The organism is Mycobacterium sp. NGS41, assembly GCF_059812725.1.
Map to the genome: position 1 here is coordinate 63,972 of NZ_JCALDF010000005.1, position 26,065 is coordinate 90,036.

At 66.3% G+C, this 26,065-nt stretch carries 23 protein-coding genes and 1 pseudogene; 11 read left to right on the plus strand and 13 right to left on the minus strand.

The annotated features are described in order from the left end of the window. Nucleotides 1–573: 573 nt before the first annotated feature. Nucleotides 574–3,609 carry an MMPL family transporter gene (locus AC5Y21_RS07000; protein ID WP_499910711.1) on the plus strand — a complete coding sequence of 1,012 codons (3,036 nt, stop codon included), beginning with the start codon at nt 574–576 and terminating at the stop codon, nt 3,607–3,609. Continuing rightward, nucleotides 3,606–4,130 carry an XRE family transcriptional regulator gene (locus tag AC5Y21_RS07005; RefSeq protein ID WP_499910712.1) on the plus strand — a complete coding sequence of 175 codons (525 nt, stop codon included), beginning with the start codon at nt 3,606–3,608 and terminating at the stop codon, nt 4,128–4,130. Before AC5Y21_RS07000 ends, AC5Y21_RS07005 begins: the two co-directional genes overlap by 4 nt. On the opposite strand, the gene AC5Y21_RS07010 is transcribed toward AC5Y21_RS07005, so the two are convergent. After that, the gene (locus tag AC5Y21_RS07010) at nt 4,127–4,816 is read right to left on the minus strand and encodes a hypothetical protein (RefSeq protein WP_499910714.1); all 690 of its coding nucleotides are present in this window, start codon (nt 4,814–4,816) and stop codon (nt 4,127–4,129) included. The genes AC5Y21_RS07005 and AC5Y21_RS07010 overlap by 4 nt on opposite strands. Continuing rightward, nucleotides 4,813–5,454 (minus strand): hypothetical protein, encoded by a 642-nt coding sequence (locus tag AC5Y21_RS07015; RefSeq protein WP_499910715.1) that lies wholly within the window; start codon nt 5,452–5,454, stop codon nt 4,813–4,815. Before AC5Y21_RS07015 ends, AC5Y21_RS07010 begins: the two co-directional genes overlap by 4 nt. Between AC5Y21_RS07015 and AC5Y21_RS07020 the strand changes: the two genes are divergently transcribed. Further along, the gene (locus AC5Y21_RS07020) at nt 5,453–7,513 is read left to right on the plus strand and encodes a M13 family metallopeptidase (protein WP_499910717.1); all 2,061 of its coding nucleotides are present in this window, start codon (nt 5,453–5,455) and stop codon (nt 7,511–7,513) included. The genes AC5Y21_RS07015 and AC5Y21_RS07020 overlap by 2 nt on opposite strands. 95 nt (nt 7,514–7,608) lie before the next feature. Here the strand turns inward: AC5Y21_RS07020 and AC5Y21_RS07025 are convergent, their stop codons facing one another. From AC5Y21_RS07025 to ricR, 4 genes are all read right to left on the minus strand, one after another. Then, complete coding sequence (locus AC5Y21_RS07025) at nt 7,609–8,502, minus strand: L,D-transpeptidase (protein WP_499910938.1); 894 nt, start codon at nt 8,500–8,502, stop codon at nt 7,609–7,611. 121 nt (nt 8,503–8,623) lie between these two features. Beyond that, nucleotides 8,624–9,619 carry a L,D-transpeptidase gene (locus tag AC5Y21_RS07030; protein WP_499910719.1) on the minus strand — a complete coding sequence of 332 codons (996 nt, stop codon included), beginning with the start codon at nt 9,617–9,619 and terminating at the stop codon, nt 8,624–8,626. Between the two features lie 116 nt (nt 9,620–9,735). Continuing rightward, nucleotides 9,736–10,980 carry an MFS transporter gene (locus AC5Y21_RS07035; protein ID WP_499910721.1) on the minus strand — a complete coding sequence of 415 codons (1,245 nt, stop codon included), beginning with the start codon at nt 10,978–10,980 and terminating at the stop codon, nt 9,736–9,738. 129 nt (nt 10,981–11,109) lie between these two features. Continuing rightward, on the minus strand, nt 11,110–11,421 hold the full coding sequence (ricR, locus tag AC5Y21_RS07040; protein ID WP_499910723.1) for a copper-sensing transcriptional repressor RicR: 312 nt from the start codon (nt 11,419–11,421) through the stop codon (nt 11,110–11,112). Nucleotides 11,422–11,500: 79 nt separating this feature from the next. On the opposite strand from ricR, the gene ilvD reads away from it, so the two are divergent. Both ilvD and AC5Y21_RS07050 read left to right on the plus strand, forming a co-directional pair. Beyond that, nucleotides 11,501–13,192: a dihydroxy-acid dehydratase gene (gene ilvD / locus AC5Y21_RS07045; RefSeq protein WP_499910725.1), complete on the plus strand. Its 1,692-nt coding sequence runs from the start codon at nt 11,501–11,503 to the stop codon at nt 13,190–13,192. Nucleotides 13,193–13,282: 90 nt separating this feature from the next. Then, entirely contained in the window at nt 13,283–14,266 is a 984-nt protein-coding gene (locus AC5Y21_RS07050; RefSeq protein ID WP_499910726.1) for a nitronate monooxygenase, read from the plus strand. Nucleotides 14,267–14,278: 12 nt separating this feature from the next. On the opposite strand, the gene AC5Y21_RS07055 is transcribed toward AC5Y21_RS07050, so the two are convergent. Next, the gene (locus AC5Y21_RS07055) at nt 14,279–14,935 is read right to left on the minus strand and encodes an O-methyltransferase (protein ID WP_499910728.1); all 657 of its coding nucleotides are present in this window, start codon (nt 14,933–14,935) and stop codon (nt 14,279–14,281) included. A gap of 119 nt (nt 14,936–15,054) precedes the next feature. Between AC5Y21_RS07055 and mymT the strand changes: the two genes are divergently transcribed. Next, complete coding sequence (gene mymT / locus AC5Y21_RS07060) at nt 15,055–15,201, plus strand: copper-binding metallothionein MymT (RefSeq protein ID WP_499910731.1); 147 nt, start codon at nt 15,055–15,057, stop codon at nt 15,199–15,201. 23 nt (nt 15,202–15,224) lie between these two features. Here mymT and AC5Y21_RS07065 read toward each other — a convergent pair whose 3' ends face one another. From AC5Y21_RS07065 to AC5Y21_RS07080, 4 genes are all read right to left on the minus strand, one after another. After that, the gene (locus AC5Y21_RS07065; protein ID WP_499910940.1) at nt 15,225–17,306 is read right to left on the minus strand and encodes a glycoside hydrolase family 3 protein; all 2,082 of its coding nucleotides are present in this window, start codon (nt 17,304–17,306) and stop codon (nt 15,225–15,227) included. Nucleotides 17,307–17,400: 94 nt separating this feature from the next. After that, complete coding sequence (locus AC5Y21_RS07070; protein ID WP_499910733.1) at nt 17,401–17,910, minus strand: TIGR04338 family metallohydrolase; 510 nt, start codon at nt 17,908–17,910, stop codon at nt 17,401–17,403. After that, nucleotides 17,907–18,659: a DUF2786 domain-containing protein gene (locus AC5Y21_RS07075; RefSeq protein WP_499910942.1), complete on the minus strand. Its 753-nt coding sequence runs from the start codon at nt 18,657–18,659 to the stop codon at nt 17,907–17,909. Before AC5Y21_RS07075 ends, AC5Y21_RS07070 begins: the two co-directional genes overlap by 4 nt. A 61-nt stretch (nt 18,660–18,720) precedes the next feature. Next, nucleotides 18,721–19,560, minus strand: coding sequence for an alpha/beta hydrolase (locus tag AC5Y21_RS07080; protein ID WP_499910735.1), 840 nt, complete (start codon nt 19,558–19,560; stop codon nt 18,721–18,723). Here AC5Y21_RS07080 and AC5Y21_RS07085 point away from each other — a divergent pair. Continuing rightward, complete coding sequence (locus tag AC5Y21_RS07085) at nt 19,508–20,596, plus strand: sigma-70 family RNA polymerase sigma factor (RefSeq protein WP_499910737.1); 1,089 nt, start codon at nt 19,508–19,510, stop codon at nt 20,594–20,596. The genes AC5Y21_RS07080 and AC5Y21_RS07085 overlap by 53 nt on opposite strands. A gap of 67 nt (nt 20,597–20,663) precedes the next feature. Continuing rightward, nucleotides 20,664–20,920, plus strand: a pseudogene (locus tag AC5Y21_RS07090) (ribbon-helix-helix domain-containing protein). A gap of 26 nt (nt 20,921–20,946) precedes the next feature. Here the strand turns inward: AC5Y21_RS07090 and AC5Y21_RS07095 are convergent. After that, nucleotides 20,947–21,414 carry a VOC family protein gene (locus AC5Y21_RS07095; protein ID WP_499910739.1) on the minus strand — a complete coding sequence of 156 codons (468 nt, stop codon included), beginning with the start codon at nt 21,412–21,414 and terminating at the stop codon, nt 20,947–20,949. 37 nt (nt 21,415–21,451) lie between these two features. Continuing rightward, nucleotides 21,452–22,588, minus strand: a complete 1,137-nt coding sequence (locus tag AC5Y21_RS07100) for an NAD(P)H-dependent amine dehydrogenase family protein (protein WP_499910741.1) — start codon at nt 22,586–22,588, stop codon at nt 21,452–21,454. A 112-nt stretch (nt 22,589–22,700) separates the two neighbouring features. Between AC5Y21_RS07100 and AC5Y21_RS07105 the strand changes: the two genes are divergently transcribed. Genes AC5Y21_RS07105 through AC5Y21_RS07115 form a run of 3 tightly spaced genes read left to right on the plus strand, consistent with a single transcriptional unit; the run spans nt 22,701 to nt 25,748 of the window. Further along, nucleotides 22,701–23,525, plus strand: coding sequence for a MarR family transcriptional regulator (locus AC5Y21_RS07105; protein ID WP_499910943.1), 825 nt, complete (start codon nt 22,701–22,703; stop codon nt 23,523–23,525). Between the two features lie 4 nt (nt 23,526–23,529). Then, nucleotides 23,530–24,255 carry a pirin family protein gene (locus AC5Y21_RS07110; RefSeq protein WP_499910743.1) on the plus strand — a complete coding sequence of 242 codons (726 nt, stop codon included), beginning with the start codon at nt 23,530–23,532 and terminating at the stop codon, nt 24,253–24,255. Nucleotides 24,256–24,293: 38 nt separating this feature from the next. Next, the gene (locus AC5Y21_RS07115; protein WP_499910744.1) at nt 24,294–25,748 is read left to right on the plus strand and encodes a YhgE/Pip domain-containing protein; all 1,455 of its coding nucleotides are present in this window, start codon (nt 24,294–24,296) and stop codon (nt 25,746–25,748) included. Nucleotides 25,749–26,065: the final 317 nt, after the last annotated feature.

Here is a 26,065-nt window from a genome sequence, read left to right on the forward strand (position 1 = left end):
GAATCAGCGCCTGACAAGCGGTTACGGCTTGAGTCCCCCGACGCCCGCGCGGCCTCCGACATCCTGCCATCCCGGGCTGTGAAGCCGCGAGTTCGCGGTTGTGAGCCGCAACACCGAAGCCCTCTGCAGCGTCGAATGTGAGCCCACGGCGTTGGGTGTGAGCCCACGGCGTTGGGTGTGAACACAGGTCGAGATCAAGGCGATTTGGCCGCCCTGAATACACGGCCAAAGCCCTCACTACACACAGGACGACGACACCGATTCAGCGCACACTAGCGACCGGGGGACCGAACCCTGGGCGTCTCGGAGTTGTCGCGAGCCGGGCAACCCGCTGCCCAGGACTCAATGGACAAATGGGTCGCTTGCGGCGGCGGCCATCAATTCCGCGCACTTTTAGCGATGACCGACAATTCCGGGCCGCTATCGATTTCACAACAGTTGCGCAACTTCTTCACAGATTCCGCGTCGTCGCAGCTCAGATAGCGAGAACCCGGTTTATTCCACAGGACGCTGCGGTAGGCTCGCCTGCACGCGATAAGCGAGAATTACGGGGAGACCGAAATCCAGCAGTTCATGATGCGCCTAAGCCGCAGCCTGCGCAGATTCCGCTGGTTGGTATTCGCAGGCTGGTTACTTGCATTGGTGCCGTCGGTTTATCTGGCGCTGACTCAGTCCGGGCATCTCACCGGCGGTGGTTTCGAGGTGGCCGGGTCGCAGTCGCTGATGGTCCACGATCAACTTCAAGATCGTTACCACGAGCAGGGTGCGTCCTCGCTGGCGCTGGTCGCGGCCCCCCGGGCCGATGCCAGCTACCAGGACATCAACGACGCGGTCGCGTTGCTGAGACAGATTGCCGGGGAGTTTCCCGGCGTAACCGAGGTGCCCAACCCCACTCAACGGCCGCCGCAGCCCGACCGGCCGTATGTGGTGTCACTGCGACTGGACTCCCGCAACACCAGCGACGTTGCCAAGAAGCTGCGCACCCGGGTGGGCATCAACGGCGACCAGTCCGGACAGACACCCAACGGCCACGTAAGGCTCTATGTCATCGGGCAGGGCGCGCTCAGCGCAGCTGCGGCGGCCAACACCAAGCACGACATCGCTGAAGCGGAACGCTGGAACCTGCCGATCATTCTGATCGTCCTGCTTGCGGTCTTCGGCTCGCTGGCTGCCGCGGCAATCCCGCTGGCCCTCGGTGTCTGCACCGTCGTGGTCACCATGGGCCTGGTCTACCTGTTGTCGATGTACACCACCATGTCGGTGTTCGTGACGTCGACGGTGTCCATGTTCGGCATCGCGCTCGCCGTGGACTATTCGCTGTTCATCCTGATGCGCTTCCGCGAGGAGCTGCGGGTAGGACGTCGGCCGAATGAAGCTGTCGACGCCGCAATGGCGACGTCCGGGCTTGCGGTGGTGTTGTCCGGCATGACCGTCGTTGCCTCGCTCACCGCGATTTACCTGATCAACACCCCTGCGCTGAAGTCGATGGCAACCGGAGCGATTCTGGCCGTCGCGGTCGCGATGTTGACCTCGGCCACCTTGACACCGGCGGTGCTGGCGACGTTCGGGCGGGCAGCGGCCAAGCGGGCGGCGCTCCTGCACTGGTCACGCCGGCCGGAGAGCAGCCAGTCCCGATTCTGGACCCGTTGGGTGGGATGGGTGATGCGCCGGCCATGGATATCGGCGCTGGCGGCGTCGCTGGTCCTGTTGGTGATCGCGGCACCGGCGTCGTCGATGGTGCTGGGCAACAGCCTGCTGCGTCAGTTCGACTCTTCGCACGAGATTCGTTCCGGGGTGGCCGCGGCGTCCCAAGCGCTCGGACCTGGCGCGTTGGGCCCGGTTCAGGTGCTGGTCAGCTTCCCCGACGGGGGTGCGTCCTCGCCCGAACACCGCGCGACGATCGGCGCCGTCCGGGAGCGGATGACGCAGGCGCCCAACGTGATCTCGGTGGCACCGCCGGTCTTCGCCGACGACAGCGGCACCGCCTTGCTCAGCGCGGTGCTGTCGGTCGATCCCGAGGACCTCGGTGCCCGACAAACCGTCAACTGGATGCGATCAGAGCTGCCCGAGGTTCCCGGTACCAATGCGGCGCACGTGAACGTCGGCGGCCAGACCGCACTGATCAAAGATTTCGACGACCGGGTGTCAAAGACCGAGCCCCTGGTGCTGCTCTTCGTCGCACTGATCGCGTTCGTGATGCTGCTGCTCTCCATCCACTCGGTGTTCTTGGCGCTCAAGGGCGTGCTGATGACGTTGCTGTCTGTGGCCGCCGCCTACGGCAGCCTGGTGATGGTGTTCCAGTGGGGCTGGCTCGAGGACCTGGGCTTCACCCGGATGAACACGATCGACAGCACCGTGCCGCCGCTGGTGCTGGCGATGACCTTCGGGTTGTCGATGGACTACGAGATCTTCCTGCTGGCCCGGATCCGGGAGCGCTTCCTGCTGTCCGGAAACACGCGTGACGCGGTCGCATACGGGGTGAGCACCAGCGCCCGCACCATCACCAGCGCCGCCCTGATCATGATCGCGGTGTTCATCGGCTTCGCATTCGCCGGCATGCCGCTGGTCGCCGAGATCGGCGTCGCGTGCGCCGTGGCGATCGCGGTAGACGCCACCGTGGTGCGGCTGGTGCTGGTCCCCGCGCTGATGGCGATGTTCGCCCAGTGGAACTGGTGGATGCCCCGCTGGATGTTGCGCGTTTTGCCGTCGGTTGACTTCGACCGGCCGCTGCCCGACGTCGATCTCGCCGACGTCATCGTGATCCCGGACGACATCTCGGCACTGGTAGCGCCCCACGCGGACCTGCGCATGGTGCTCAAATCGGCGGCCAAGCTCAAGATGCTGGCGCCCGATGCCATCTGCGTTGCCGATCCCCTCGCGTTCACCGGTTGCAAACGAAACGGCAAGGAGTCCGTCGAGGGGCTGCAACAAGGCCCGCCGCCGGGGCCAGACCCGTCGGACCTCGACCGGGACACCGGGGACGCCGTAGCGGTGGGGGTAGGTGCGGTCGATGCGAGGGTTAGCGGCCAATCGACGGCCAGGAAGCTCGTCGGCGGCCTGGCCTCCCGCAACGGCATCACCTGGGCGATTCCCTGGGGCGCGCGACCGGTACATCCGGTCACCCTGTGGCGTGGCCGGCTCTCGGTCGCCATCGACGCTCTCGAGACCGACAGCACGGAGCGTGGGGCCACGCAACGGCCCAGGTACGAACGGCGCAGCCCGGTGGAGACCACTCACGTCCAGCTGCCCACCGGCGATCGGCTGCTGGTTCCGACCGGCGCCGAGGCGCTGCGTCTCAAGGGCTACCTGATCATGTGCCGTAACAGTCGCCGCGACTACGCCGAATTTGCCAACATGGTGGAAACGATGGAACCCGAGACCGCCGCCGTGGTGCTTGCCGGGATGGACAGGTATTACTGTTGTCAACCACCCGGCTCGTTCTCGAGGCGGCAATGGATGGCCAGCCAGCTGGCTCGTCGGCTCGCGGATCCCCGTCCGTCCGACCTCGATGACGATGAGTTGTCCGAACCAGACGCCGTGGCGGACTGGGAAGAGGTCCGGCAACGCTGCCTATCGGTGGCCGTCGCGATGCTGGAGGAGGCGAGGTGACGTTGGCAGCCGACCGACGCCCCGGGCCTTCAACAGGGCGCCCTCCGCGGCCCACCACGAACCAGACCCCTCGTGACGCCGACCTGGACCAGCCGGTCGAGTTCTGGCCCACCGTCGCCATCCGCTCGGCGATGCAGGGCGGCGATATCGGCACCTGGAAGCGAATCGCCGCCGCACTGAAACGTGACCCCTACGGCCGGACGGCCCGCCAGGTCGAGGAAATCCTCGACGGCACCAGGCCGTATGGCATCTCCAAGGCATTGGCGGAGGTGCTCGAACGCGCGCGTATGCACCTGGACGCCAACGAACGCGCCGAGGTGGCCCGCCACGTGCGCCTACTGATGGATCGCTCCGGGCTGGCAGAACCGGAATTCGCTTCCCGCCTCGGGGTGCAGCCTGAGGATCTGGCCGCCTACCTCGACGGCAGCATCAGCCCGTCGGCCTCGCTGATGGTGCGGATGCGCCGGCTGTCCGACCGGTTCGTGAAGGTGAAGTCCGGCCCGACGGCCGAGACGAACTAGTCCGGGCTGATCGGCGTCACGTCGAATACCAGCCAGTCGCTGCCTCGCTTGGTCATTGTCACGCGTACTGGGCGCGCCAGCCGACTGGACGGCTGACCGGGCACGTTCTGCGTTACCCGCAGGATGACTGCCACACTGGCCGCTGTCGGGCCGATCGCCTCAACTCCGGCCGCCAGCGTGGTGGCCTGAGCTGTCACGCTTTGCCTGGTCAGATCGACCGCGAACTTTTTGTACTGCTCTTTGAACGGGCGCGCCCGCTCCGGCAGCATCATCGCCGCCGCGCGGTCCGCGGAGGCATCCGGGGCGCTCGGGGTGAACGACGCCTCCGCCTCAGCCATCCCGGTGGCAATCTGGACGACCGTTCGCGAATCCTCCTTGAACTGGCGGTCCGACGTCGTCCAGTGCGCGTAACCGGTCGTCACCGCCGCGCACAGCGCCGCGGTACACAAGAAGACGACGCCCAATCGCAGCCGCGGGGTGTCGTCGTCGGTACCCACGCTGACCGAGTCGCGGCGCAGCAGCCAGAAGTTGACAGCCATGCCCTGGACGACCAGCAGCAACAACACCGAGCACACCGAGACCCACCACCGCGGCCAGGCCAGCACCACGCCGATCGCCAGCAACGCGACGATCACGCCCAGCGGCGCCAGAATGTCGAACGCCAGCAGCCGCCATCGGTTTCTCATCGGATCGACTCCAACCGCGAAATCATCAGCTTGCCGTCGACATTGGAGACGTCGAGCCGCAAGCTCCAATGCACCGTCAACGGCTTGACGCCGACGTTCTCGCTGACCGACGTCGCGACCACCATCACCGAGTCGGTTCGGGTGGCGAACGCCGGCAGCTTGGTGGTGATCACCGGCCGCGCCCTACCGGGCTGGGTATCGAGGTCATGGTGCACCGTCTCGATCGCCACCGATTCGATCCGGCCGATGCTGTGCGACTGTAACTTCTGCACCACCTGGCGGTAGGGCTGTACGACGGCGTCGAAGTCGGTGTTGAGCTCGCCGACCGTCCCGTCGTGCAGCTTCTGCAGGCTGGGGTCGAGGTTGCCGGTGTTCATGTTGATCAGCACACCCGTCCAGTCGCCGGCGGTCTGCATGACGCGGTTCAGATAACTGCGCTCATGGGTGTCCGCGCGGTGTTCGCGCCAGATGAGCACGCCGAGCACGACTGCGGCGACCGACAGCACGGCGAGAAAGATCGACCCGATGCCGTAACCAGATAAGGTCGGCTCTTCGTACTCGTCGTCCTCGACGTCTGGGTCGTCGTCCTCGACGGAATCCTCGTCGCCGGGCTTCTCGGTCTCTTCGCCGTCAGGCATGGCCAAGATCGTTGCATCTAAAAAGAGGTGGAAGGATGGCGGGGTGACTGTAGACGCCATTCGCTCGGGCATCGACCTGAGCTACGTGGATCCCGGTGCCCGACCTCAGGACGACCTATTCGGCCATGTCAACGGCCGCTGGCTGGCCGAATACGAAATGCCGCCCGACCGGGGAAGCGACGGCGCGTTTCGCGCCTTGCACGACCGTGCCGAGGAGCAGGTGCGCGACCTGATCATCGAAGCCAGCGAGTCCACCCGGGGGCCGGAGCCCTCGGAAGGTGATGCGCAGCGCATCGGCGATCTCTACGCCAGCTTCCTCGACGAGGAAACCGTCGAACGCCGGGGCGTGCAACCCCTGCTTGAGGAGTTGGCCACGATCGACGACGCCGCCGACCGCGACACGCTGGCCGTTGTTCTCGGCACGTTGGAACGCACCGGTATGGGTGGCGGTGTCGGTGTGTATGTGGATACCGATTCCAAAGACTCGACGCGGTACCTGCTGCACTTCGCGCAGTCCGGCATCGGACTTCCCGACGAGTCCTACTTCCGCGACCCGCAGCACGCTGAGGTGCTGGCGGCCTACCCGGGTCACATCGCGCGGATGTTCAGCCTGGTGTATCCGGGCTCAGGCCCTGAAGGCCCTGAAGGCCCCGAGGACCACGCCGATACCGCGGCCCGCATCGTGGCGCTGGAGACCAAACTGGCCGCTGCCCACTGGGACGTGGTCAAGCGCCGCGACGCCGAGCTCGGCTACAACCTGCGTACCTTTGCCGAGCTGCAGAGCGAAGCGGTGGGTTTCGACTGGGCCGGCTGGGTGACCGCGCTGGGCAGCACACCGGACGTCGTGACGGAACTCGTTGTGCGCCAACCTGATTACCTCACCGCGTTCGCCGCCCTGTGGGCCAGCGAAGACCTCGAGGACTGGAAGTGCTGGGCGCGTTGGCAATTGATCAGCTCGCGCGCCAGTTTGTTGACCGACGAACTCGTCACCGCCAACTTCGACTTCTATGGCCGCCTGCTGACCGGTGCCGAGCAGATCCGCGACCGCTGGAAGCGGGCGGTTTCGCTGGTGCAGGGCATGCTCGGCGATGCCGTCGGAAAGCTCTACGTGCAGCGCCATTTCCCGCCGGACGCTAAGGCCCGCATCGACGCCCTGGTGAACAACTTGCAAGAGGCGTACCGCATCAGCATCAGCGACCTGGACTGGATGACGCCGGAGACACGTGAGCGGGCGCTGACCAAGCTGGACAAGTTCACCGCCAAGGTGGGCTATCCGAAGAAGTGGCGGGACTACTCCAAGCTGGTGATTAGCCGCGACGACCTATACGGCAACTACCGGCGCGGGTGCGCCGTCAACAGCGACCGCGAGTTCGTCAAGCTGGGCGGCCCCGTCGACCGGGACGAGTGGTTCATGACGCCGCAGACCGTCAACGCCTACTACAACCCGGGCATGAACGAAATCGTCTTCCCCGCAGCCATTTTGCAACCACCGTTCTTCGACGCCGAGGCCGACGACGCCGCCAACTACGGCGGGATCGGCGCGGTGATCGGACACGAGATCGGGCACGGATTCGACGACCAGGGCGCCAAATACGACGGCGACGGCAACCTGGTCGACTGGTGGACCGACGACGACCGGACGGAGTTCGGGGCGCGCACGAAGGCGCTGATCGAGCAGTACGACGTGTACACGCCGCGGGCGCTGAACGGCGACCATCACGTCAACGGTGCGTTCACCGTCGGGGAGAACATCGGTGACCTGGGTGGGCTGTCGATTGCGCTGCTGGCCTACCAGCTGTCGCTGAACGGCGAGCCTGCTCCGGTCATCGACGGGCTCACCGGCATGCAGCGGGTGTTCTTCGGCTGGGCACAGGTGTGGCGGGCCAAATCGCGTGACGCCGAGGCCGTCGTGCGGTTGGCAACCGATCCGCACTCGCCGCCGGAGTTCCGGTGCAATGGCGTGATCCGCAACGTCGACGCGTTCTACGAGGCGTTCGACGTAGGCGAGGACGACGCGCTGTTCCTGGATCCCCAGCGCCGCGTCCACATCTGGAACTAGGGCACCTTTCTTCGGCGAGCACCTTTCTTCGGCGAGCAGACGCAAAAGCACCCTATTTCGGCCTCAAGCAGGGTCTTTTGCGTCTGCTCGGCGGGTTAAGTCATCCAATCGTTCGAGCCGTCGTTCCTGGTGTAGGTGCCGACGGAGTTCTTCACGATGATGGGATCACCTGCGCCGAAGTTGGTGAAGAACCACTTGGCGTTGGCGGGACTGAGGTTGATGCAGCCGTGGCTGACGTCGCGCCTGCCCTGGTCGTCGACCGACCACGGTGCGCTGTGCACGAAGTTGCCGCTGTTGTCGAACCGGACGGCGTCCGTCACCGTCACCCGGTAGCCATTCGCGGAGGTGGACGGCACCCCGTACGTCGATGAATCCATCACCACCGACGCCATCTTCTCCTGCACGTAGTAGGTGCCGTTTGCGGTTTGGTGGCCGCCGGCTGCCATTCCCATCGACATCGGGAAGGTCTGCACCACCGCTCCGTTGCGGGTGATGGTCATCTGGTGCGTGGCGTCGTCGGCGGTGGCCAGCAGCGTATCGCCGGTCTGGAAGCTCGACACGGTGCCGCCCGCGTCGACGGTAACGGCGGTGTGGGCGGGCCAGAAGCTCAACGGACGCCAGCGCAGCTGGGTCGGGGTCTGCCAGTAGAACTTGCCCTCGACCGGCGGGGTCGACGAAATGTGGATGGCGCTTTCTGTGGCGCCCGCGTCGTCAACCCGCGCCGGGAAATCGATGATGATCGGCTGGGCCACACCGACCGTCGCGCCATTGGCGGGGTTGATCTTCGGCGGCCCGAATGGCGCCGTGCCGGTGAAGGGTGCCGGCGGCCCGGCGACTACGGGTGGCGCACCAACCCCTGGATCACCGGGTTCGGGATCTGGATCTGCCAGCGCGGGACTCGCACTCAGCACCAGCGCAAAGGCGAGTACCGAAGCCAGTCCCACTGTCTTCAGTGCGCGGAAGATACTTCTCCAGGTCCAGCCCGACATATGCATCCCTCCAGTCGCGTTCTCGAAATAGTTTGGCACGGCGGGCACCCACTACGGCGAGCAGACGCAAAAGCCCCCATTTCCGGCACGAAATGGGGGCTTCTGCGTCTGCTCGGCGGAACTAAATCTGCCAGTCGTTGGAGCCGTCGTTCTTGGGCGTACCGACGGAGTTCTTCACCACGATGGGATCACCGCTACCGAAGTTGTCGAAGAACCATTTCGCGTTGCTGGGGCTCAGGTTGATGCAGCCGTGGCTGACATCGCGCTTTCCCTGATCGCCCACCGACCACGGCGCGCTGTGCACGAAGTTGCCGCTGTTGTCGAAGCGGACCGCGTCGGCGACCGTCACCTTGTAGCCATTGGCCGAGTTGACCGGGACCCCGTACGTCGATGAGTCCATCACCACCGAGGCCATCTTCTCCAGCACGTAATACGTGCCGTTGGCAGTCTGGTGCCCGCCGGCGGCCATACCCATCGACATCGGGAAGGTCTGCACCACCGTGCCATTGCGGGTGATCGTCATCTGGTGCGTCGCGTCGTCGGCCGTCGCAATCAGCGAGTCACCGGTCCGGAAGCTCGACACGGTTCCGGCCGCATCGACGGTCACATTGGTGTGCGCCGGCCAGAACGCAAGCGGGCGCCAGCGCACCTGAGTCGGCGTCAGCCAGTAGAACTTGCCCGGCACTGGCGGTTCTGACGAGACGTGGATGGCGCTTTCGGCCATCGCCCGGTCGGCGATCGGCACCGCGAAGTTGATGATGATCGGCTTGCCGACACCGACCATCGACCCGTTCACCGGGTTGAAGGTAGGCGGCCGGAAGGGGGCCGTACCGGTGAACGGCGTCGGATCTTGTCCGGCGACCGGACCCCCAGCCGGCACAGCGGCCGCCGGCTGTGGCGCCGGCTCGCCGGGCGGCGGCGCAACCCCTTCGGCAGGTACCGCCGGCGCTGGCGCCAACCACGGCATGGCTGGTGGCGCGCCCCCGTCAGCGGGTGCGGCGACCGGCCCCGGGCCGGGCGGATCGGGTTCCGGGTCTGCCAGTGCCGTGCCCGGATTGAGCACCAACACCAGCACGCTCAGAGCGGCGAGGAGGCCTCCCCTCGTCCAGCGCGACATACACATCCCTCCCGTCAGGTTTGGCCCAGTGTCGCACAGCAGCAAGGCCAATCACCTCTTGCGCGGCCGCCAGAAAGCCGGTGATTGACTCGATAAACGCCGCTGAACTGCGGCGTTTAAGAGTGATGTGAAGTTGGCACGGCGTGGTCGAACAACTGCCGGTTGGCGGCTATGCCGATCAACGCGATACCCATCAGAGCCGCAGACGCGGTCAGCACCACCGCCACGTTGCGCTCGTACAACAGCCCCCCGGCCCCGGCCAGTGAGCCGGCCATCATGCCCACCTGAAACGCGGTGACGTACAGCCCGGATGCCCCGTCGGGGTCCTTGGCGCCGTTGCGCATCGCCGCCGACTGCATCATCGCCGAGACCGCGATGGCCATCGCACCCCACAGCACGATCGCGCCGGTCCCGATCACCACCGTGAGCAGGCCGGACCGACCGCTGAAGGCCAGCGGAGCCAGCACGAGGAACGGGATCGTCAGCCCGGTCATGCACAACAGCAGGGCCGCCTTGGGCCGGTGGTCCAGCGGCCGCGCCACCAGGGGTACCGCCACCAGGCCTGCGATCCCGTAGGCGGCCAGCAACCAGGCCTGGTTCGGCCCGCGCACCCCGACGACGTCGCGGATGATCACCACGATGAACGTGTAGGAGACGAAGTGGCCGCTGACCGCGATCATGGTGAGCAGGCTGACCGTGATCAACCGCCCGTTGCGGTGGTGTCGCGAGCGCGGGCCCACATGCGCCAGCTGACCCGCGGTAAGCACCATCTGGGGCAGCATCAACAGTGCGGCGACGGTGATGATGGCGGCGGCAACGGTGATGCACACCACCGCCACCCGCCAATCCCACATCTGGCTGATGGCAGCCGTGAGGGGGATACCGACCACCGGCACCAGGCTGGTCCCGACGAAGGTCGATGTGGTGGCGCGCCCGGAATGGCTTGGCGGCACCAGCCGGGTCGCGATCGGCGCGATGACCGACAACAGCAGGCCGTGGGTGATCGCACCCAGCACGCGCGCCCCGGCCAGCACCGCGAAGGTGGGCGCCAGCGCGGAGAGCAGCTGCGAAACGGTCAAGCAGGCCAGGCTGAGCACGAGCGCCCGGCGCCGCGGCCAGTGGGCAGTCCAGCGCACCAGCGGGACGGTCGTCAGGAACGCCACCAGCGCATACAAGGAAATCAAGGTGCCGACCACTCCGGAGCTGACGCCGAGATCCCTCGCGATCGCCGGCATCGCGCCCACCGGCAGCAGTTCTGCGGTGACATAGATGAACGCCGCGGCGGCCAGCACCGACAGTTGTACGGCGATCCGTGGCGTCCACGTTCGTGCGGGGGCGGCGTCGGGTCCGGCTTCTATCATGGCTTAGGCGTCTTAGGGTGCGGTATCGGCCGGACAGCGCTGTTGTGCCCGGCTCGATCACGCTGACCCTAACCGTACGCATTGCGACTTCGGGTTTGACCACCTGTGCGTTTCAACACGCCTGGGCGTTTAGGAACGAACGAGGCGCGCGATGGCAGCCGAGGCCTCGGCGATCTTGTCTCGGGCCTTTTCCGGCGCCTCCGGCCCCTCCTCGGCCACCGCCCGGGTCACGCAGTGACTCAGGTGTTCGTCGAGCAGATTGAGGGCGACCGAACGCAACGCGCTGTTGACGGCGCTGATCTGGGTGAGGACATCGATGCAGTACTTGTCGTCCTCGATCATTCGCGCGATGCCACGCACCTGGCCCTCGATGCGCCGCAGCCGCTTGGCGTAGTCGTCCTTCTGCTGCGAATATCCGTGTGCAGGGAGTGCAGGGGTCACCTGTCCCACCATACCGGAGATACCCTAGCGGGGTATACCCCACGGATTTGCGCTGGTGACAACCCCGCATACTTGGACGATGACCCCTGACATCAAGCCCCGCAGTCGCGACGTCACCGACGGCCTGGAGAAGGCCGCCGCCCGTGGCATGCTGCGGGCGGTAGGCATGGGGGACGAAGACTTTGCCAAGGCCCAGATCGGGGTCGCGTCGTCCTGGAACGAAATCACGCCGTGCAATCTCTCCCTCGACCGGCTGGCCAAGGCGGTCAAAGAAGGGGTGTTCGCGGCGGGCGGTTATCCGCTCGAGTTCGGGACGATCTCGGTTTCCGACGGAATCTCGATGGGCCACGAGGGGATGCACTTCTCGCTGGTGTCCCGCGAGGTGATCGCCGACAGCGTCGAAACCGTGATGCAGGCCGAGCGGCTCGACGGGTCGGTGCTGCTGGCCGGCTGCGACAAATCCCTGCCCGGCATGCTGATGGCCGCCGCGCGGCTCGACCTGGCCGCGGTGTTCCTTTACGCGGGCTCGATTCTGCCGGGAGTAGCCAAGCTCTCCGACGGCAGCGAGCGAGAGGTCACCATCATCGACGCGTTCGAAGCCGTCGGCGCGTGCTCGCGGGGATTGATGAGCCGCGCGGACGTCGACGCCATCGAGCGGGCGATCTGCCCCGGCGAGGGGGCGTGCGGTGGCATGTACACCGCCAACACCATGGCCAGCGCCGCCGAAGCGCTAGGCATGTCATTGCCGGGCAGCGCGGCACCGCCGGCGACCGACCGCCGCCGCGACGGGTTCGCCCGCCGCAGCGGCCAGGCCGTCATCGAATTGCTGCGTCGCGGCATCACCGCCCGCGACATCCTCACCAAGGAAGCATTCGAGAACGCGATCGCGGTGGTGATGGCGTTCGGCGGCTCGACCAACGCGGTGCTGCATCTGCTGGCCATCGCGCAAGAGGCCGGTGTCGCGCTGTCGCTCGACGACTTCAGCAGGATCGGGGCAAAGGTGCCGCACCTGGCCAACGTCAAGCCTTTCGGTCAGCACGTGATGGTCGACGTCGATCACATCGGCGGTGTGCCGGTGGTGATGAAAACGCTGTTGGACGCCGGCCTCTTACACGGCGAATGCCTGACGGTGACCGGCAAGACGGTGGCCGAGAACCTGGCCGACATCGCCCCGCCCGACCCGGACGGCAAGGTGCTCCGCGCGCTGAACAACCCGATCCACCCGACCGGGGGCATCACGATCCTGCACGGGTCGCTGGCGCCGGAGGGCGCGGTGGTCAAGACAGCGGGCTTCGAATCCGACGTGTTCGAAGGCACCGCAAGGGTTTTCGACGGCGAGCGGGCCGCGCTCGATGCCCTCGAGGACGGCACCATCACCACGGGCGACGCGGTGGTCATCCGTTACGAGGGCCCCAAGGGTGGTCCGGGGATGCGCGAGATGCTTGCCATCACCGGCGCTATCAAGGGCGCCGGACTGGGCAAGGACGTGCTGCTGCTCACCGACGGCCGGTTCTCCGGCGGAACGACCGGTCTGTGCGTCGGCCACATCGCACCCGAAGCCGTCGACGCCGGGCCCATCGCCTTCTTGCGCGACGGCGATCGGATCCGTCTCGACGTCGCCAACCAGACTCTCGACGTGCTCACCGATCCGGCTGAATTCGATTCTCGCCGAAAGGATTTCAATCCCCCGCCGCCGCGCTACACCACCGGCGTGTTGGCCAAGTACGTCAAGCTGGTCGGCTCGGCTGCGATCGGCGCGGTCTGCGGCTAGTGGACATCTACACCGTCGCGAGCGTGCACGTTTGTACGCGACACGCCGGGCGGAGTTGGCAATCTGTGCACCCTCGGGCCGAGGACTTCCGTGGACATCCTTGACCGGCTGCGTCTGGACGTCCCGGTAGGCCAGGCGGGCATGGGCGGCGGACTGGCCGGCACGGCGCTGGCCGCCGCGGTCGCCAAAGCCGGCGGCCTCGGAACGCTGGGTTTGACCACGCCGTGGCAACTGCGCAACTCCATCGATCGGGTGCGGGCGCAGGCGCCGGGTCGCGCAGTGGCGGTAAATCTGTTGATGCACTTCGTGGGTCGACGCCACGTCGCGGTATGTGTCGATCGTCGCGTCGACGTCGCCGTGCTGGCGTTCGGCGAGACGCCCGGCGTAGTCGAGCAGCTGCGTGACGCCGGCATCTTCGTCTTTGTGATGGTCGGCACTTCGGCGCAGGCGCGCCGCGCCGTCGCGTGGGGTGCCGATGGTTTGATCGCGCAGGGGCGAGAAGCCGGAGGTCACCTCGTGGGAACCGCGCCGGCCATGGAGTTCCTGCCGCAGGCTCTGGCCGCGGCCGGCGATCGCCCGGTGTTTCTCGCCGGCGGGATCGCCGACGGCACCGACACCCGCGCGGCCCTGGCGGCGGGAGCCAGCGGCGTCATCGCCGGCACACGATTCCTGCTGACGCACGAGGCCGACGCCAACCGCGAGTACCAGCGACGGATCATCAACGCGGACAAGACGATCGAAACCAACTTATTCGGTCTGACCTGGCCGCTGCGGCATCGCGTGGTGCCCAACGCCGCCACCGGGCGCTGGTGCCGCAGCGACGGGTGGGCCAAGACGATCCCGGCGAGGCTCAATGCGGCCAGCCGGCCACTGTCCGCGCCGCTCTACCGCGACCTGGGCGGGGTGCTGCGGCTGCAGTCGCCGCGCCGCCCACTGTTCTCACCCGTGGCTCCCGTTCGCCGGATGCCCGATTCCTGGGTCGACCGCGCCGCCTTGTACGCCGGCGAAACGGCGTTACGGATCACCCAGGTCACGTCGGCCGAACAGGCCGTCAACGACCTGAGCCCACGTTGACCTGACGAGCAGCTAGCGCACCGCCGCGATGGCGAAACCGTCCCAGCCCTTCACCCCGACCGTCTGCAGCACCGCGGTGTCCAGCCGCGGGTGCTCACCCATTACCTGCAAAGTCTGGCGGGTCGCCGTGACCCTGGGGTCGGCTGACTCCGCCAGGATCTGGCCGTCGCGAATGACGTTGTCCACCACAATGACCGAGCCTGGGCGGGCCAGCCGGATCGCCCAGTCGAGGTAGGCGAGATTGTTCTCTTTGTCGGCGTCGATGAACACCAGATCGAACGGGCCGCCGGTCACCGTCGGCAACGTGTCCAATGCGGCACCGACTACCACCTCCACCCGCTCGGCCACACCGGCCCGCTGCAGGTTGGCGCGTGCGACCTCGGCGTGCTTGGGGTCGTATTCCAGCGTCACCACCCGCCCCTGCGGGCCCGCGCCGCGGGCCAGCCAGATGGTGCTGAAGCCACCCAGCGTGCCGAGTTCGAGGATGCGGCGTGCCTGCATCGCCCCGGCCAGCAGGCACAGAAACCTGCCCTGCTGCACCGACACGGCGATAGGGGGCAATCCGGCGTCGTTGCTGGCCGTCAGGGCATCAGACAGCACCGGATCGTCGTCGACCACGGTGCGGTCCAAGAAGGCGTCCACATCTTGCGGCGTCGGGCTTTCGGCCATGCGCCCACGCTAACCGTGCGGCCAGACCGGGCAACACGGGAGGCCGACCACTTGCTAGATACCCCTACGGGGTATAGGGTTGGGACCACGGAGTACAGCCGTAGAGAAGGGATGACGAAATGACCAACTACGAGGCAGGAACCCTGCTGACGTGCGGCCACGAGGGCTGCGGGTGCCGCGTCCGGATTGAACACGAGTGCCACTGCTCAAACTCAGGCCAGGACTACCGCTGCACCTGCGGCGAAGCATTGGTCCCGGTCGAGTAGTTCCGGCGAGCCGGTCGTGCGTATCACTGCCCGAACGCACGGCCGGCTAGCTCGACCTCGGCCGCCAACTTCAGGGTCACCGCCGAAGCGCCCACCGCCACCGCGTAGCCGCCCGATGCGATGCGCCAACTCGAGCTGCTGCCGTCATAGCGGGCGAGCAGACGCGGATCGGCCTCGATGGTCACCCGGCGGCTTTCGCCAGGCTCGAGCGTCAGGCGCTCGAATCCGAGCAACCGCAACCGTTGTCCGTCGGGCGCGGCGGTCAGATACAGCTGTGGGACGTCGGCCCCGCCGCGATCGCCGGTGTTGTGGACGGTAAAGGCGGCCGTGACGGTCTTGCCGCCGGCCACCGTCAGGTCGCGGTATTCAAACCTGGTGTAGGACAAGCCGTAACCGAACGCGAACATCGGGGTCTGACCTTGTGCGGCGAACCAGCGGTAACCGACGTCGGCGCCCTCGAAGTAGTTGATGGTGGTCGGCGTCCCGTACGGACTGCCGAGCCCCGGCAGCTCGGGCCGTGGCGTCTGGCCGAGGTCGACGGGAAAGGTGATCGGCAGCCGGCCCGACGGATTCACCTGTCCGGCAAGGACTTCCGCGATTGCCTGACCACCGGCCTGACCCGGATACCACGCCTGCACAACGGCGTTCACCGAGTCGCGCCACGGCATGACCACCGGATTGCCCGTCTCCAGCACCACAACCGTGTTCGGGTTGACGGCCGAGACAGCGGCGATCACCGCGTCCTGGCCCCACGGCAGCGATAAATCGGCGCTGTCGAAGCCCTCCGTTTCGACGCGGACCGCGAACACGATCGCCACATCTGCGCGCTGCGCCGCCAGCACCGCCTCGGCTGGGCTGATACCGGGATCGAATTCGATCTGCGCGTTGGAGAATTGTTTTCTCAGCTCGTCAAGGGGACTCGACGGCAGCAGATACAAGTTGCGCAAACCGGCCTCAAGACCCGGCCCGCCGATCGGAATCACGGCTGCGTAGCCGCCCAGGGGAACGACGGCGCTGGATCCACCGCCCGTCGGCACGCCGGACTGCGCATAGCCACCGATGACGGCTATGCGTGCGGAGGTCTCAGGTGCCAGCGGCAGTACACCACGGTTGGTCAGCAAAACGATTCCCTGCCGTGCGATCTCCAACGCAATCTCGTTGTGTGCGAACATATCCGGTACGACAAGCTCAGTCGCTTCCCACCGGTCGATTCCGATCGCGAACATCGACCGCAGGATCCGCCGCACCATGTCCGAAAGGCGCTCTTTGGGCAGCCGGCCGTCGGCGTAGGCGGCGCGCAGGGGTTCGGTGAACGCCTCCGACTGCCAGAACACAGCGTCGATCTGCGCGCCGCACTCTTGGTCGAGGCCGCACAGCGCACACTCCCAGCTCGGTGTCGCGCCCCAGTCGGACATGACCCAGCCGCAGTATCCCCAGGACCCTTTCAGCACCTGGTTGATCAAGACCTCGTTTGCCGCGGCGTAGTCACCGTTGACCTTGTTGTACGCGGTCATGACGGCGCCAGGCTGCGACCGCTCAATGGCGATCTGGAACGCCAGCAGGTCCGACTCGCGGTGCGCGTCCGGATCAATGACGGCGTCCAGCGAATGCCGGTTGGTTTCGTTGCAGTTCAGCGAGTAGTGCTTGACCGTCGAGATGACGCCCTGCTGCTGTATCCCGTTGACCGAGCCCGCCGCGATGGTGGCGCTCAAAAGCGGGTCTTCGGAGAGGTATTCGAAGTTGCGGCCGTTCCGCGGGTCGCGCGCCAGGTTTATTGCCCCGGCCAGTTGCACGTTGAATCCGCGGCTGCGCGCCTCGCGGCCGATCACCTCGCCCGCGGCACGGGCGAGCTGCGGGTTGAAGCTGGCCGCCAGCGACAGGCCGGCCGGCAGCGCGGTGGCGGTGTCGCCGGGGCGGTAGCCGGGATTGGTGACGCCCAGACCGGCGTCACTCATCGACAGCGCCGGAACACCCAGACGGGGTATCCCGGGGACATAGGCAGCGCTCATCGGCACCCCGTCCGGGATGCGCTTGTCGCGCAGCGGCCACATGTCGCCGGCTCCCATCACGCCGACCAGCAGCGAGAATCGCTCGTCGTCGGTCATCTGGCTTTCGATCTCGGCGGCACGGAGGTCTGGACCTGTCCGGCTCAATTGTCCGGCTCCTCCTCCGGCCGCGCGGCGGCCGGCATCGTCGCCGTCACCGCACACCCTCTTTGGCGTAGACGACACGCAGCACATGCCCGAGTTCGGGTCCCATCACCAGCTCCGTCAGCGTGCAGATCGTCGCGACGAACTCGGCACCGTGCGGCGGCTGCGCTTGGCACAGGTGATGCGCCAGTTCATGCAGTACCACCAGCTCGCGCATCGCCCAGTCGGCGGTGTCACGGTCGGGAACCGCGATAACGCCTGCGCCGTCCACGTTTTCGTAGTGCGCCGCGGTGGCCGCCCGCCGCGCCCGCACTCGCAGCGGTGATGCCGCCGGCCAGCGCTCCTGCACCGCGGGTAGCGCCAGCACGTCGTCGACGTAGCGCTGCACGGATGCCACCGACCCGAACCGCGCTTCGGGCGGCAGCGTCAACTGGGTGCCGAAGAAGTCGATCGCGGGCGAGCCGTGCTCGGCAGCGCGGTCGAACAACGTCCGGATGAACTCCTCAGCCGCATAAACCTTGGAGCGCTGGGAATCTCGGGACGAGTCCGCTCGTGTCACCGGCCCAGCGCGGTCCGAGCCCCGGGCAGCTCGGAGCTGTTCTCCAGTCGCGCTCGTCTGCCCGCCCGGTCACCGGCGCGCCGCGCCGCCGACGAGTATCCGGCTGTGGCCCTGGTGGCCTGCCAGGTGCCACGCGCCTTGGACGCGCTGCGGTAGTACTCGTGCAGCTCGAGCTCCTTGTCCCGCAACGCGATAGCGGTACCGGGCGAACGGCCGCGGTCCTCGGTGACCTCTCGCCGGGCCTGCTCGCGCGCCTCGGCCAGGCGCTGCCCGACCCGGACCCCGAACGCCAGCTGAAAGTTCAGGCGAGCCGTGATCGTCGGCGTAGGCCGGTGCGCACCCGTGGCCAGATAGTTGTCCGACGCCCGCACCATCTGCACGACCAGGCTGGCATACAAGGCATGCGTGGCATCGATGTCCTCGACGAACCCGTAGGCGTAGACGAACGTCGAGTTCGACGCAATGTCGCAGCGCACGTCGTTCGCGGCGGCGATCAGCACGAAAAGCTGCACATACGTGCGCAGGCCGCGGGTCCCCGCGGTCCCGATGGTGATGGTGCGCTGAATGGGCGCTTGCGCGGGCGACCGGTTGGACTGATGGGATCGGGCCACCGCCAAGTCGATGGAGGCCGCCGTCGCCAATCGCTGCGCGGCACCCATGAACGCATCGGCCTCATGGGAGTTGTCGGTGCCTTCGGCCTGACGTAGCAGTGCGGCGATGCGCGCCAGCATTTTGTCGTCGGTCGTCATCGTGTAGTAGTCCGCCATGGCGCCAAACTACGCGAGCGGTACGACATCTCGTGTTGCGTATTCACAGCCGCTTGTTGATCCAGGTAACCACGTCGTCGAGCACCTGGTTGCGCTCCGGCTCATTGAAAACCTCGTGGAAGAGCCCGGGGTACACCTTCAACTCGACGTCGGTGGATCCCACACATTCCACCAGTCGGCGGCTTCCCTCTACCGGGATCAGCCGGTCGTCGGCGCCGTGCACCACCAGCAACGGCGCCGTCAACGCCGGAGCCCGCTGCGGCATGGTCTCGCCGACCTGCAATAGGGCACGCCCGAGACCGGCGGGAACCCGTCCGTGGTAAACCAGCGGATCGGTGTTGTAGGCCTCCACCACCTCCGGGTCGCGGGAAATCGCGGTGACGTCGAGCTGCTGCACCGGCAAACCGGGAGCCAGGATCCCGAGCCCCTTGGCCGCGAAAATCACCAACGGGCTCACCATCTCCTGGGCCGCCACCGCCGGCCCCGACAGCACCATCAGGTCGTAGTTGTCCGGGCGTTCGACGCCGTAGGCGAAGACGATCGCACCGCCCATGCTGTGCCCGAGCACGATGCGCTTGAGGCCGGGGTGTTCCCGGGTGGCGATACCGACCAGGGTGTCGAAGTCGGCGGTGTACTCCGAGACGTCGCGCACCATCACCCGCTTGCCGCCGGAGCGCCCGTGCCCACGGTGGTCCAGCGCATAGGTGACCAGGCCGGCTTCGCCGAACCGCTGCGCGACGTGGTCGTAGCGACGAGCGTGCTCGCCGAAACCGTGCGCCAGCACGAGCACCGCTTTCGGCGGAGTCTCCGGCATCCAGACGTCGTAGACGATGCGTACGCCGCCGACGCCGTCGAAATTGCGTTCTGTGCGGTTGATAGTCATTACGGGCAGCGTAGTGGCTCCCCGCGCGGGTATGTCAGAAACTCTGCGTAGGCTCATTCGGGTGAGCGTGCTCGCAGAAAACTTTGAGAAGGACTTCTCCAGCAACGCCGAGCCGTATCGCCGTGAACTGCTCGCGCACTGCTATCGGATGACCGGGTCGCTGCACGACGCAGAGGACCTGGTGCAAGAGACATTTCTGCGCGCCTGGAGAGCTTACGACCGTTTCGAAGGCAAGTCGTCGATACGGACGTGGCTGCATCGCATCGCCACCAATACCTGCCTGACGGCGCTGGAGGGCCGCCAGCGCCGGCCGTTGCCGACCGGGCTGGGCACGTCCAGCTCAGAGCCGACGGCGGAGCTGGTGGAACGCGCTGAGGTGCCGTGGCTGGAGCCGCTGCCGGACATAGCGGATGACCCGGCGGACCCTTCTGTGATTGTCGGGTCGCGTGAGTCGGTGCGGCTGGCGTTCGTCGCAGCGCTGCAACATCTTTCACCCCGCCAGCGCGCGGTGCTGCTGCTGCGCGACGTGCTGCAGTGGAAGTCCGCCGAGGTGGCCGACGCGATCGGCACCACCACGGTCGCCGTCAACAGCCTGTTGCAGCGGGCCCGCTCTCAACTGGAGACCGTCGGGCCCAGCACGGACGACCGGCTGGTGGCACCGGATTCCGCGGAGGCGCAGGATCGGCTGGGCCGCTACATCGCGGCGTTCGAGAGCTACGACATCGACCGGCTGGTGGAGCTGTTCACCAGCGAGGCGATCTGGGAAATGCCGCCGTTTGTCGGCTGGTACCGGGGCGTGCGGGACATCATCACGCTCATTCATCGGCAATGCCCCGCCGAGATTGCGGGCGACATGCGGATGCTCCCGTTGGTCGCCAACGGTCAGCCCGCCGCCGCGATGTACATGCGTCAGGGTGATCGGCACGTGCCTTTCCAGTTGCACGTGCTGGACATGACCCCCGCCGGGGTGTCGCACGTGGTGGCGTTCCTGGACGACAGGTTGTTCGCGAAGTTCGGCTTGCCCAGTTCGCTCTGATTGCCAGCGGGCCGGCTGTCGTTGGACATGCAGCTGTTCACCCGTCCGCCGGTGGATGATGTGGTGTATGGAGCGGACGATTATCTACCTCGACGAGCAACAGACGGAAGCACTCGACCGGCTGGCAGCACAAGAGGGCGTGTCGGCGCGGAAGTAATTCGCCAACTTTTGAATCGTTTTCTGGCGAGTTCCGACGACAGCCTCGCCTCGGACCTTCACGCGATCGAGAGTTCCTTTGGGGCTCTGCGCGACATTGATACGACGGCGCGCGGCCGGGGCGCCCGTGAAGAGCACCTGGCGCGGACCTGGGAACGCTCGTCGTAAATGCTGGGCCCCACCGGCGGCCGCAGCTATCTGACGGGTCTCCACAGTTGTTCAGTGGTCTCGGCGCCGCCGGGCAGCTCGATGAATTCGATCGGGGTCCCGTCGGGGTCGGCGATGAACAACATCCGCACACCGGCGATATCCACCGGCGGCGCGCAGGTTACGTCGCCGATCCCGACAAGCTGTTCGTAGACGGCATCGGCGTCGGCGACGGTGAACGACATATTGGTGTAGCCACGATGGGGACCTGCTGGAACCGCTGGCACGTCTCCCAGGTCGAGCAGTTCGATCATGGTTCCGCTGATGAGCCCGCCGACCATTCGTCCTGCGGCGCCGGTCGTTCCGGTCACTGTGTCCAAAGCCGCGCCGTCGAGTCGGACATCGAACACCACATCCATGCCCAACACCCTCGTATAGAAGGCCAGCGAGGTGTCCATATCGGAGACACCCACGCACAGATGGGAAAATCGCTGGATCGGTAGTGGATCGGTCATCGTCAGCAAAGTGTATTGCGCCAAACGCATATCAAAGTCACTGGAACAGCCGGCTGTCCGGCGTCGGCCCTGCTATCGGACGCACCAGGCCGGCGCCGGTGATCAGCGGCAGGTCCAGTGCGCACAGCAATCCGGGCGGAGCCTCGCACACCGCAGGTATGGCGTTGACCATCCGCGACGCACCCGCCATGCGTGCTCCCAGATCGTGGTCGTGGTCGTCGGCCATCTCGAATTCGCACCGCATGCTCGGCGAGCCCTCGATCTCGACGCGGTAGAGGCCCCGGCCACTGGCCAATCCGTAGCCGAGGTCCTTCGGCTCGATGGAGATATGCGGCTGCGGCCAGTGCGGAGCGATATCGTCGCGCATCCGCGTGACGTGGTCCAGCACGAAAGTGGCTGTGTCGCCGACGTATCCGGTCAGCGTCGAGCGCATAGCCGCAATAGTTCCGGCCTCGATGCGACCGGTAGGCGTGTCGAAGGACTCCGGGGCCGGCACGCGTTCGACGCTTTCGTCGATGTGGTCGATCTTATAGCCCAGTCCGGCGGCGAGCTGGTGCAGCACCGGGCCCCAGCCGAAGGTGAAAACCCCGGGTGTGGCTGCGAACGCCGTGAACTCCGGCGGCTTGCCGAAGCCGAGGATCTCATACACGGCCGACTTGTCGGGGTAGGTGGCGTAGTTGAACATCTCCGTCACCCGGACCGATTCGATCACCCTGGAGACGCCCGAAAGCACCAGCGGCAGCACGTCATTGGCAAATCCCGAGTCGATGCCGGTGGTGAAGAAGGACACGCCGCCGTCCAGCGCCGCCTGTCGCAGCGGATCGGTGAACGCCGCGTCGACAGCGTCGGGGAACACGAGCGGCACCACCGAACACGACACCACGTTCTTGCCGGCTCGCAGAATCGACACCATGTCCTCGACGGCTTCGAGCGGACGCAGGTTGGCCCCCGCGGCGTACACCACCATGTCGGCGTCACCGGCGAGCATCGGTGCCGGATTCTGCGTCGCCACCACACCCACCGGCGCAATTCCGCACAGCTCCCCCGCGTCGCGACCCGCCTTGGTGTCACTGTGAACAACAAGGTCGACGAGTTGCAGCTGAGGGTGATCGATGACGCCGCGCAAGGCGATCAGCCCCATGGACCCGGGACCCCACACTCCGACCTTGATCATTGAGTCTCCTCGCTGTCCTAATAATAGGATCGCTGTGGTTACATTTTGGCCAAATGCTAGGGAGCCGCCGGTGAGTCCGTCAACCGCTAAGTCACCGCCCACTGCTCGGGTGATGGACGTGCTTGCCGCACTCGCCGAGTCACACCAGGGACGGACGTCGGCCGAGCTCGCCAAGATCTGCGGGATCAGCACCTCCACCTGCGCCCTGGTGCTCGCGGAGCTGGAACGGGCAGCGTGGGTGACTCGGCGGGAGGACCGTCGTTACGCGCTGGGCAGCGGTTTGTTCGGCCTGGTGCACGGTCTGCGGATGCAGTTCCCGCTGCTGGACCGCGGGCGTGATGCGTTGCGCTTCCTGCACGAGACCCTCGGCGCGGGCTGTTCCATGTCGAAAATCGGCGACAAGCACCTGATCACGATCGACGCGTTCGGCCACGGCACCGACGGCGAACACGCCGTCGGTCAACGCTTCCCCATCGACCCGCCGTTCGGGTTGGTCGCGATGGCCTGGCGCGACGGCGATTTCGTCCAGTCGTGGCTGCGCCGGGTCACGCCGATTCTGACGCCCGCCGAGATCGCCCAGCATCAGGCTGTGCTCGCCGATATCAGAGTCCGCGGCTATGGCGCGTGGCGATTCGACGACTCTCACCAATCGCTGCATCACCGGCTGGCCAGTGTGCTGGCCTCGCTCGAGCCGACCGCACAGGTCACCCGTCGGCTAACCACGCTGATGACGATGGTGACCCTGCAATCCGTGACCGACGTCCTCGAAACAGAGCTTGCGGCAACCGAATTCATCGTGCTGCCGATCTTCGGGCGCGACGGCCAGCCGGAGTACCAAATCGAGATCCACCTGGGCCGCCCAGCGGGCCTCACGCTCGCCGACCTTGACGACGCGCTACAACAGGCACGGCAGCTGCTATCGATCGGGATACCCTGAGGCCATGCCTGCCAACTTCCAGATTCGGCGCGCGGCCGATAGGGCAGTCACCACGACGTCCTGGCTGAAGTCCAGGCATTCGTTCTCCTTCGGCGACCACTACGACCCGGACAACACCCATCACGGGCTGCTGCTGGTGAACAACGATGACATCGTCGAGCCCGCAAGCGGATTTGATACCCACCCCCACCGGGACATGGAGATCGTGACCTGGGTGTTGCAGGGTGAACTGACACACCAGGATTCGGCCGGCAATCGCGGCGTGGTCTACCCCGGCTTGGCGCAACGCATGTCAGCAGGCAGCGGGATCCTGCACTCGGAGAAGAACGATTCGACAACGGAGCCAGTGCATTTCGTCCAGATGTGGGTGATTCCCGACGAGATGGGCATCTCCCCCGGCTATCAGCAGCAGGAGATCGACGAGGACGTGCTGGCCGGCGGCTTGGCGACGATCGCGTCGGGCATACCGACGCACGATGCCGGCATCACCCTGCACAACCGTGGCGCCGCGCTGCACGCTGGCCGGCTACGGCAAGACGATGCCGTCACCCTGCCCGCGGCCCCCTACCTGCACCTGTTCGTCCCGCGCGGTCGGCTCACCGTGGAAGGGGCCGGCGACATCGCCGAGGGCGATGCGGTCCGGTTCACCGACGACGACGGCCGTCGGGTCACCGCGAACGAGCCGGCGGATCTGCTGGTCTGGGAGATGCACGCCCGGTTGGGCGGTTAACACCACATAGAGTGGGCTTTCGACAGACAGGAGCCCGCATGCCTCAACAACAGCCGCGGCACGCGGCGCCCAACCCGCTTAAAGCGATACGGACCGTGCGGTTCTGGGGGGCGCCGATCGTCATCACGTTGGCCCTCATGTCGGCCCTGTGCGCGCTGTACCTCGGCGGCATTTTGAATCCGACGACGAACCTGCGACATTTCCCCATTGCCGTAGTGAACGAGGACGCGGGTCCCACAGGCGCGAAGATCGTCGAGGGCCTGACCGCCGCGTTGGACAAGAACTTCGATCTGCGGGTGGTGCACCCCGACGAGGCCAAACAGCTGATGGACACCGCCAAGGTGTACGGCGAACTGTTCATTCCGGTGAACTTCTCGACCAACCTTCGCGAGTTCGGGGAAAGCTCGGTAATGCCCACCCACCCGGCCCGGCCGTCGGTCACGATCTCGACGAACCAGCGAGCCGGCACCCTGGGCTCGAGTATCGCCGGGCAGACGCTGGCCATGGCCATGGCCAAAGCCAACAGCCAAGTGGGCCAGTATCTTTCGGGAGAGGTCGCGGCGCAGACCGGAGGCGCCCCGCTGACCGGCGCGTCGGCGTTGGGACTCGCCAATCCGATCGAGATCAAGTCCGCGGTGTACAACCCGCTGCCGAACGGCACCGGCAACGGCCTGTCGGCGTTCTACTACGCGCTGTTGCTGCTGCTGGCGGGCTTTACCGGCAGCATCGTGGTCAGCACCCTGGTGGACTCGATGCTCGGCTATGTGCCAGCCGAATACGGGCCGGTTTATCGCTTCGCCGAGCAGATCAACATCTCGCGCTTCCGCACGCTGTTGGTCAAATGGGGATTGATGGTGGTGCTGGGGTTGATCACCTCGGCGGTCTATATGGCAATTGCCCACGGGCTCGGCATGCCCATTGACCGCGGCTGGCAGCTGTGGGTCTACGGCGTGTTCGCGATCAGTGCGGTGGGCATCACGTCGAGCTCGCTGATCGCGGTGCTGGGGTCGATGGGGTTGCTCTTCAGCATGCTGGTCTTCGTGATCCTCGGGCTGCCGTCGGCGGGCGCCACCGTCCCGCTGGAAGCCGTGCCGCCGTTCTTCCGATGGCTGGCCGAATTCGAGCCGATGCATCAGGTGTTCCTGGGGGTGCGGTCGCTGCTGTACCTCAACGGCCACGCCAATGCCGGGCTGTCCCAGGCGCTGCTGATGACGTCTATCGGCCTGGTGATCGGCCTGTTGCTGGGTGGCATCGTCACGCGGATATACGACCGGAGCGGCTTCCACCGCATTCCCGGGGCGGTCGGAATAGCGATCGCCGAAACACACCAGACGCAACACCAGGCGCGGAAAAGCAAGAGCGAAAGCTTGCCCGAGACTGAGCCGGAAGCCGTGCCCGGGAGCACGCTCGAAGCCGACGCCGAAAGCCCAAGCCCAAGCCCAAGCCCAAGCCCAAGCCCAAGCCCAAGCCCAAGCCCAAGCCCCGAAACGTAATTCCCGCACATGCTTCTTGCCAGGTGCCGGCGGGCTCCCGCGTGAATCCTGGGCTTTGACTGTGAGCTCAGGGCTTTGGCGGTGAAGCCTGGGCGGAAGAATCAGCCACATCGGCGCCCTGTGCTCACACTCAACGCCGTGGCTTCACGCTCAACGCCGTGGCTTCACGCTCAACGCCGTGGCTTCACGCTCAACGCCGTGGCTGCACGCTGAAAGCTGTCAACGCCCACCGAAATCATGCTGAAGCTGCAGCGCTACCGAAGCGTCACTGGGCTGTTACTAAAGTTGACAGTGTGACGCATGTGACTGATGCTGGG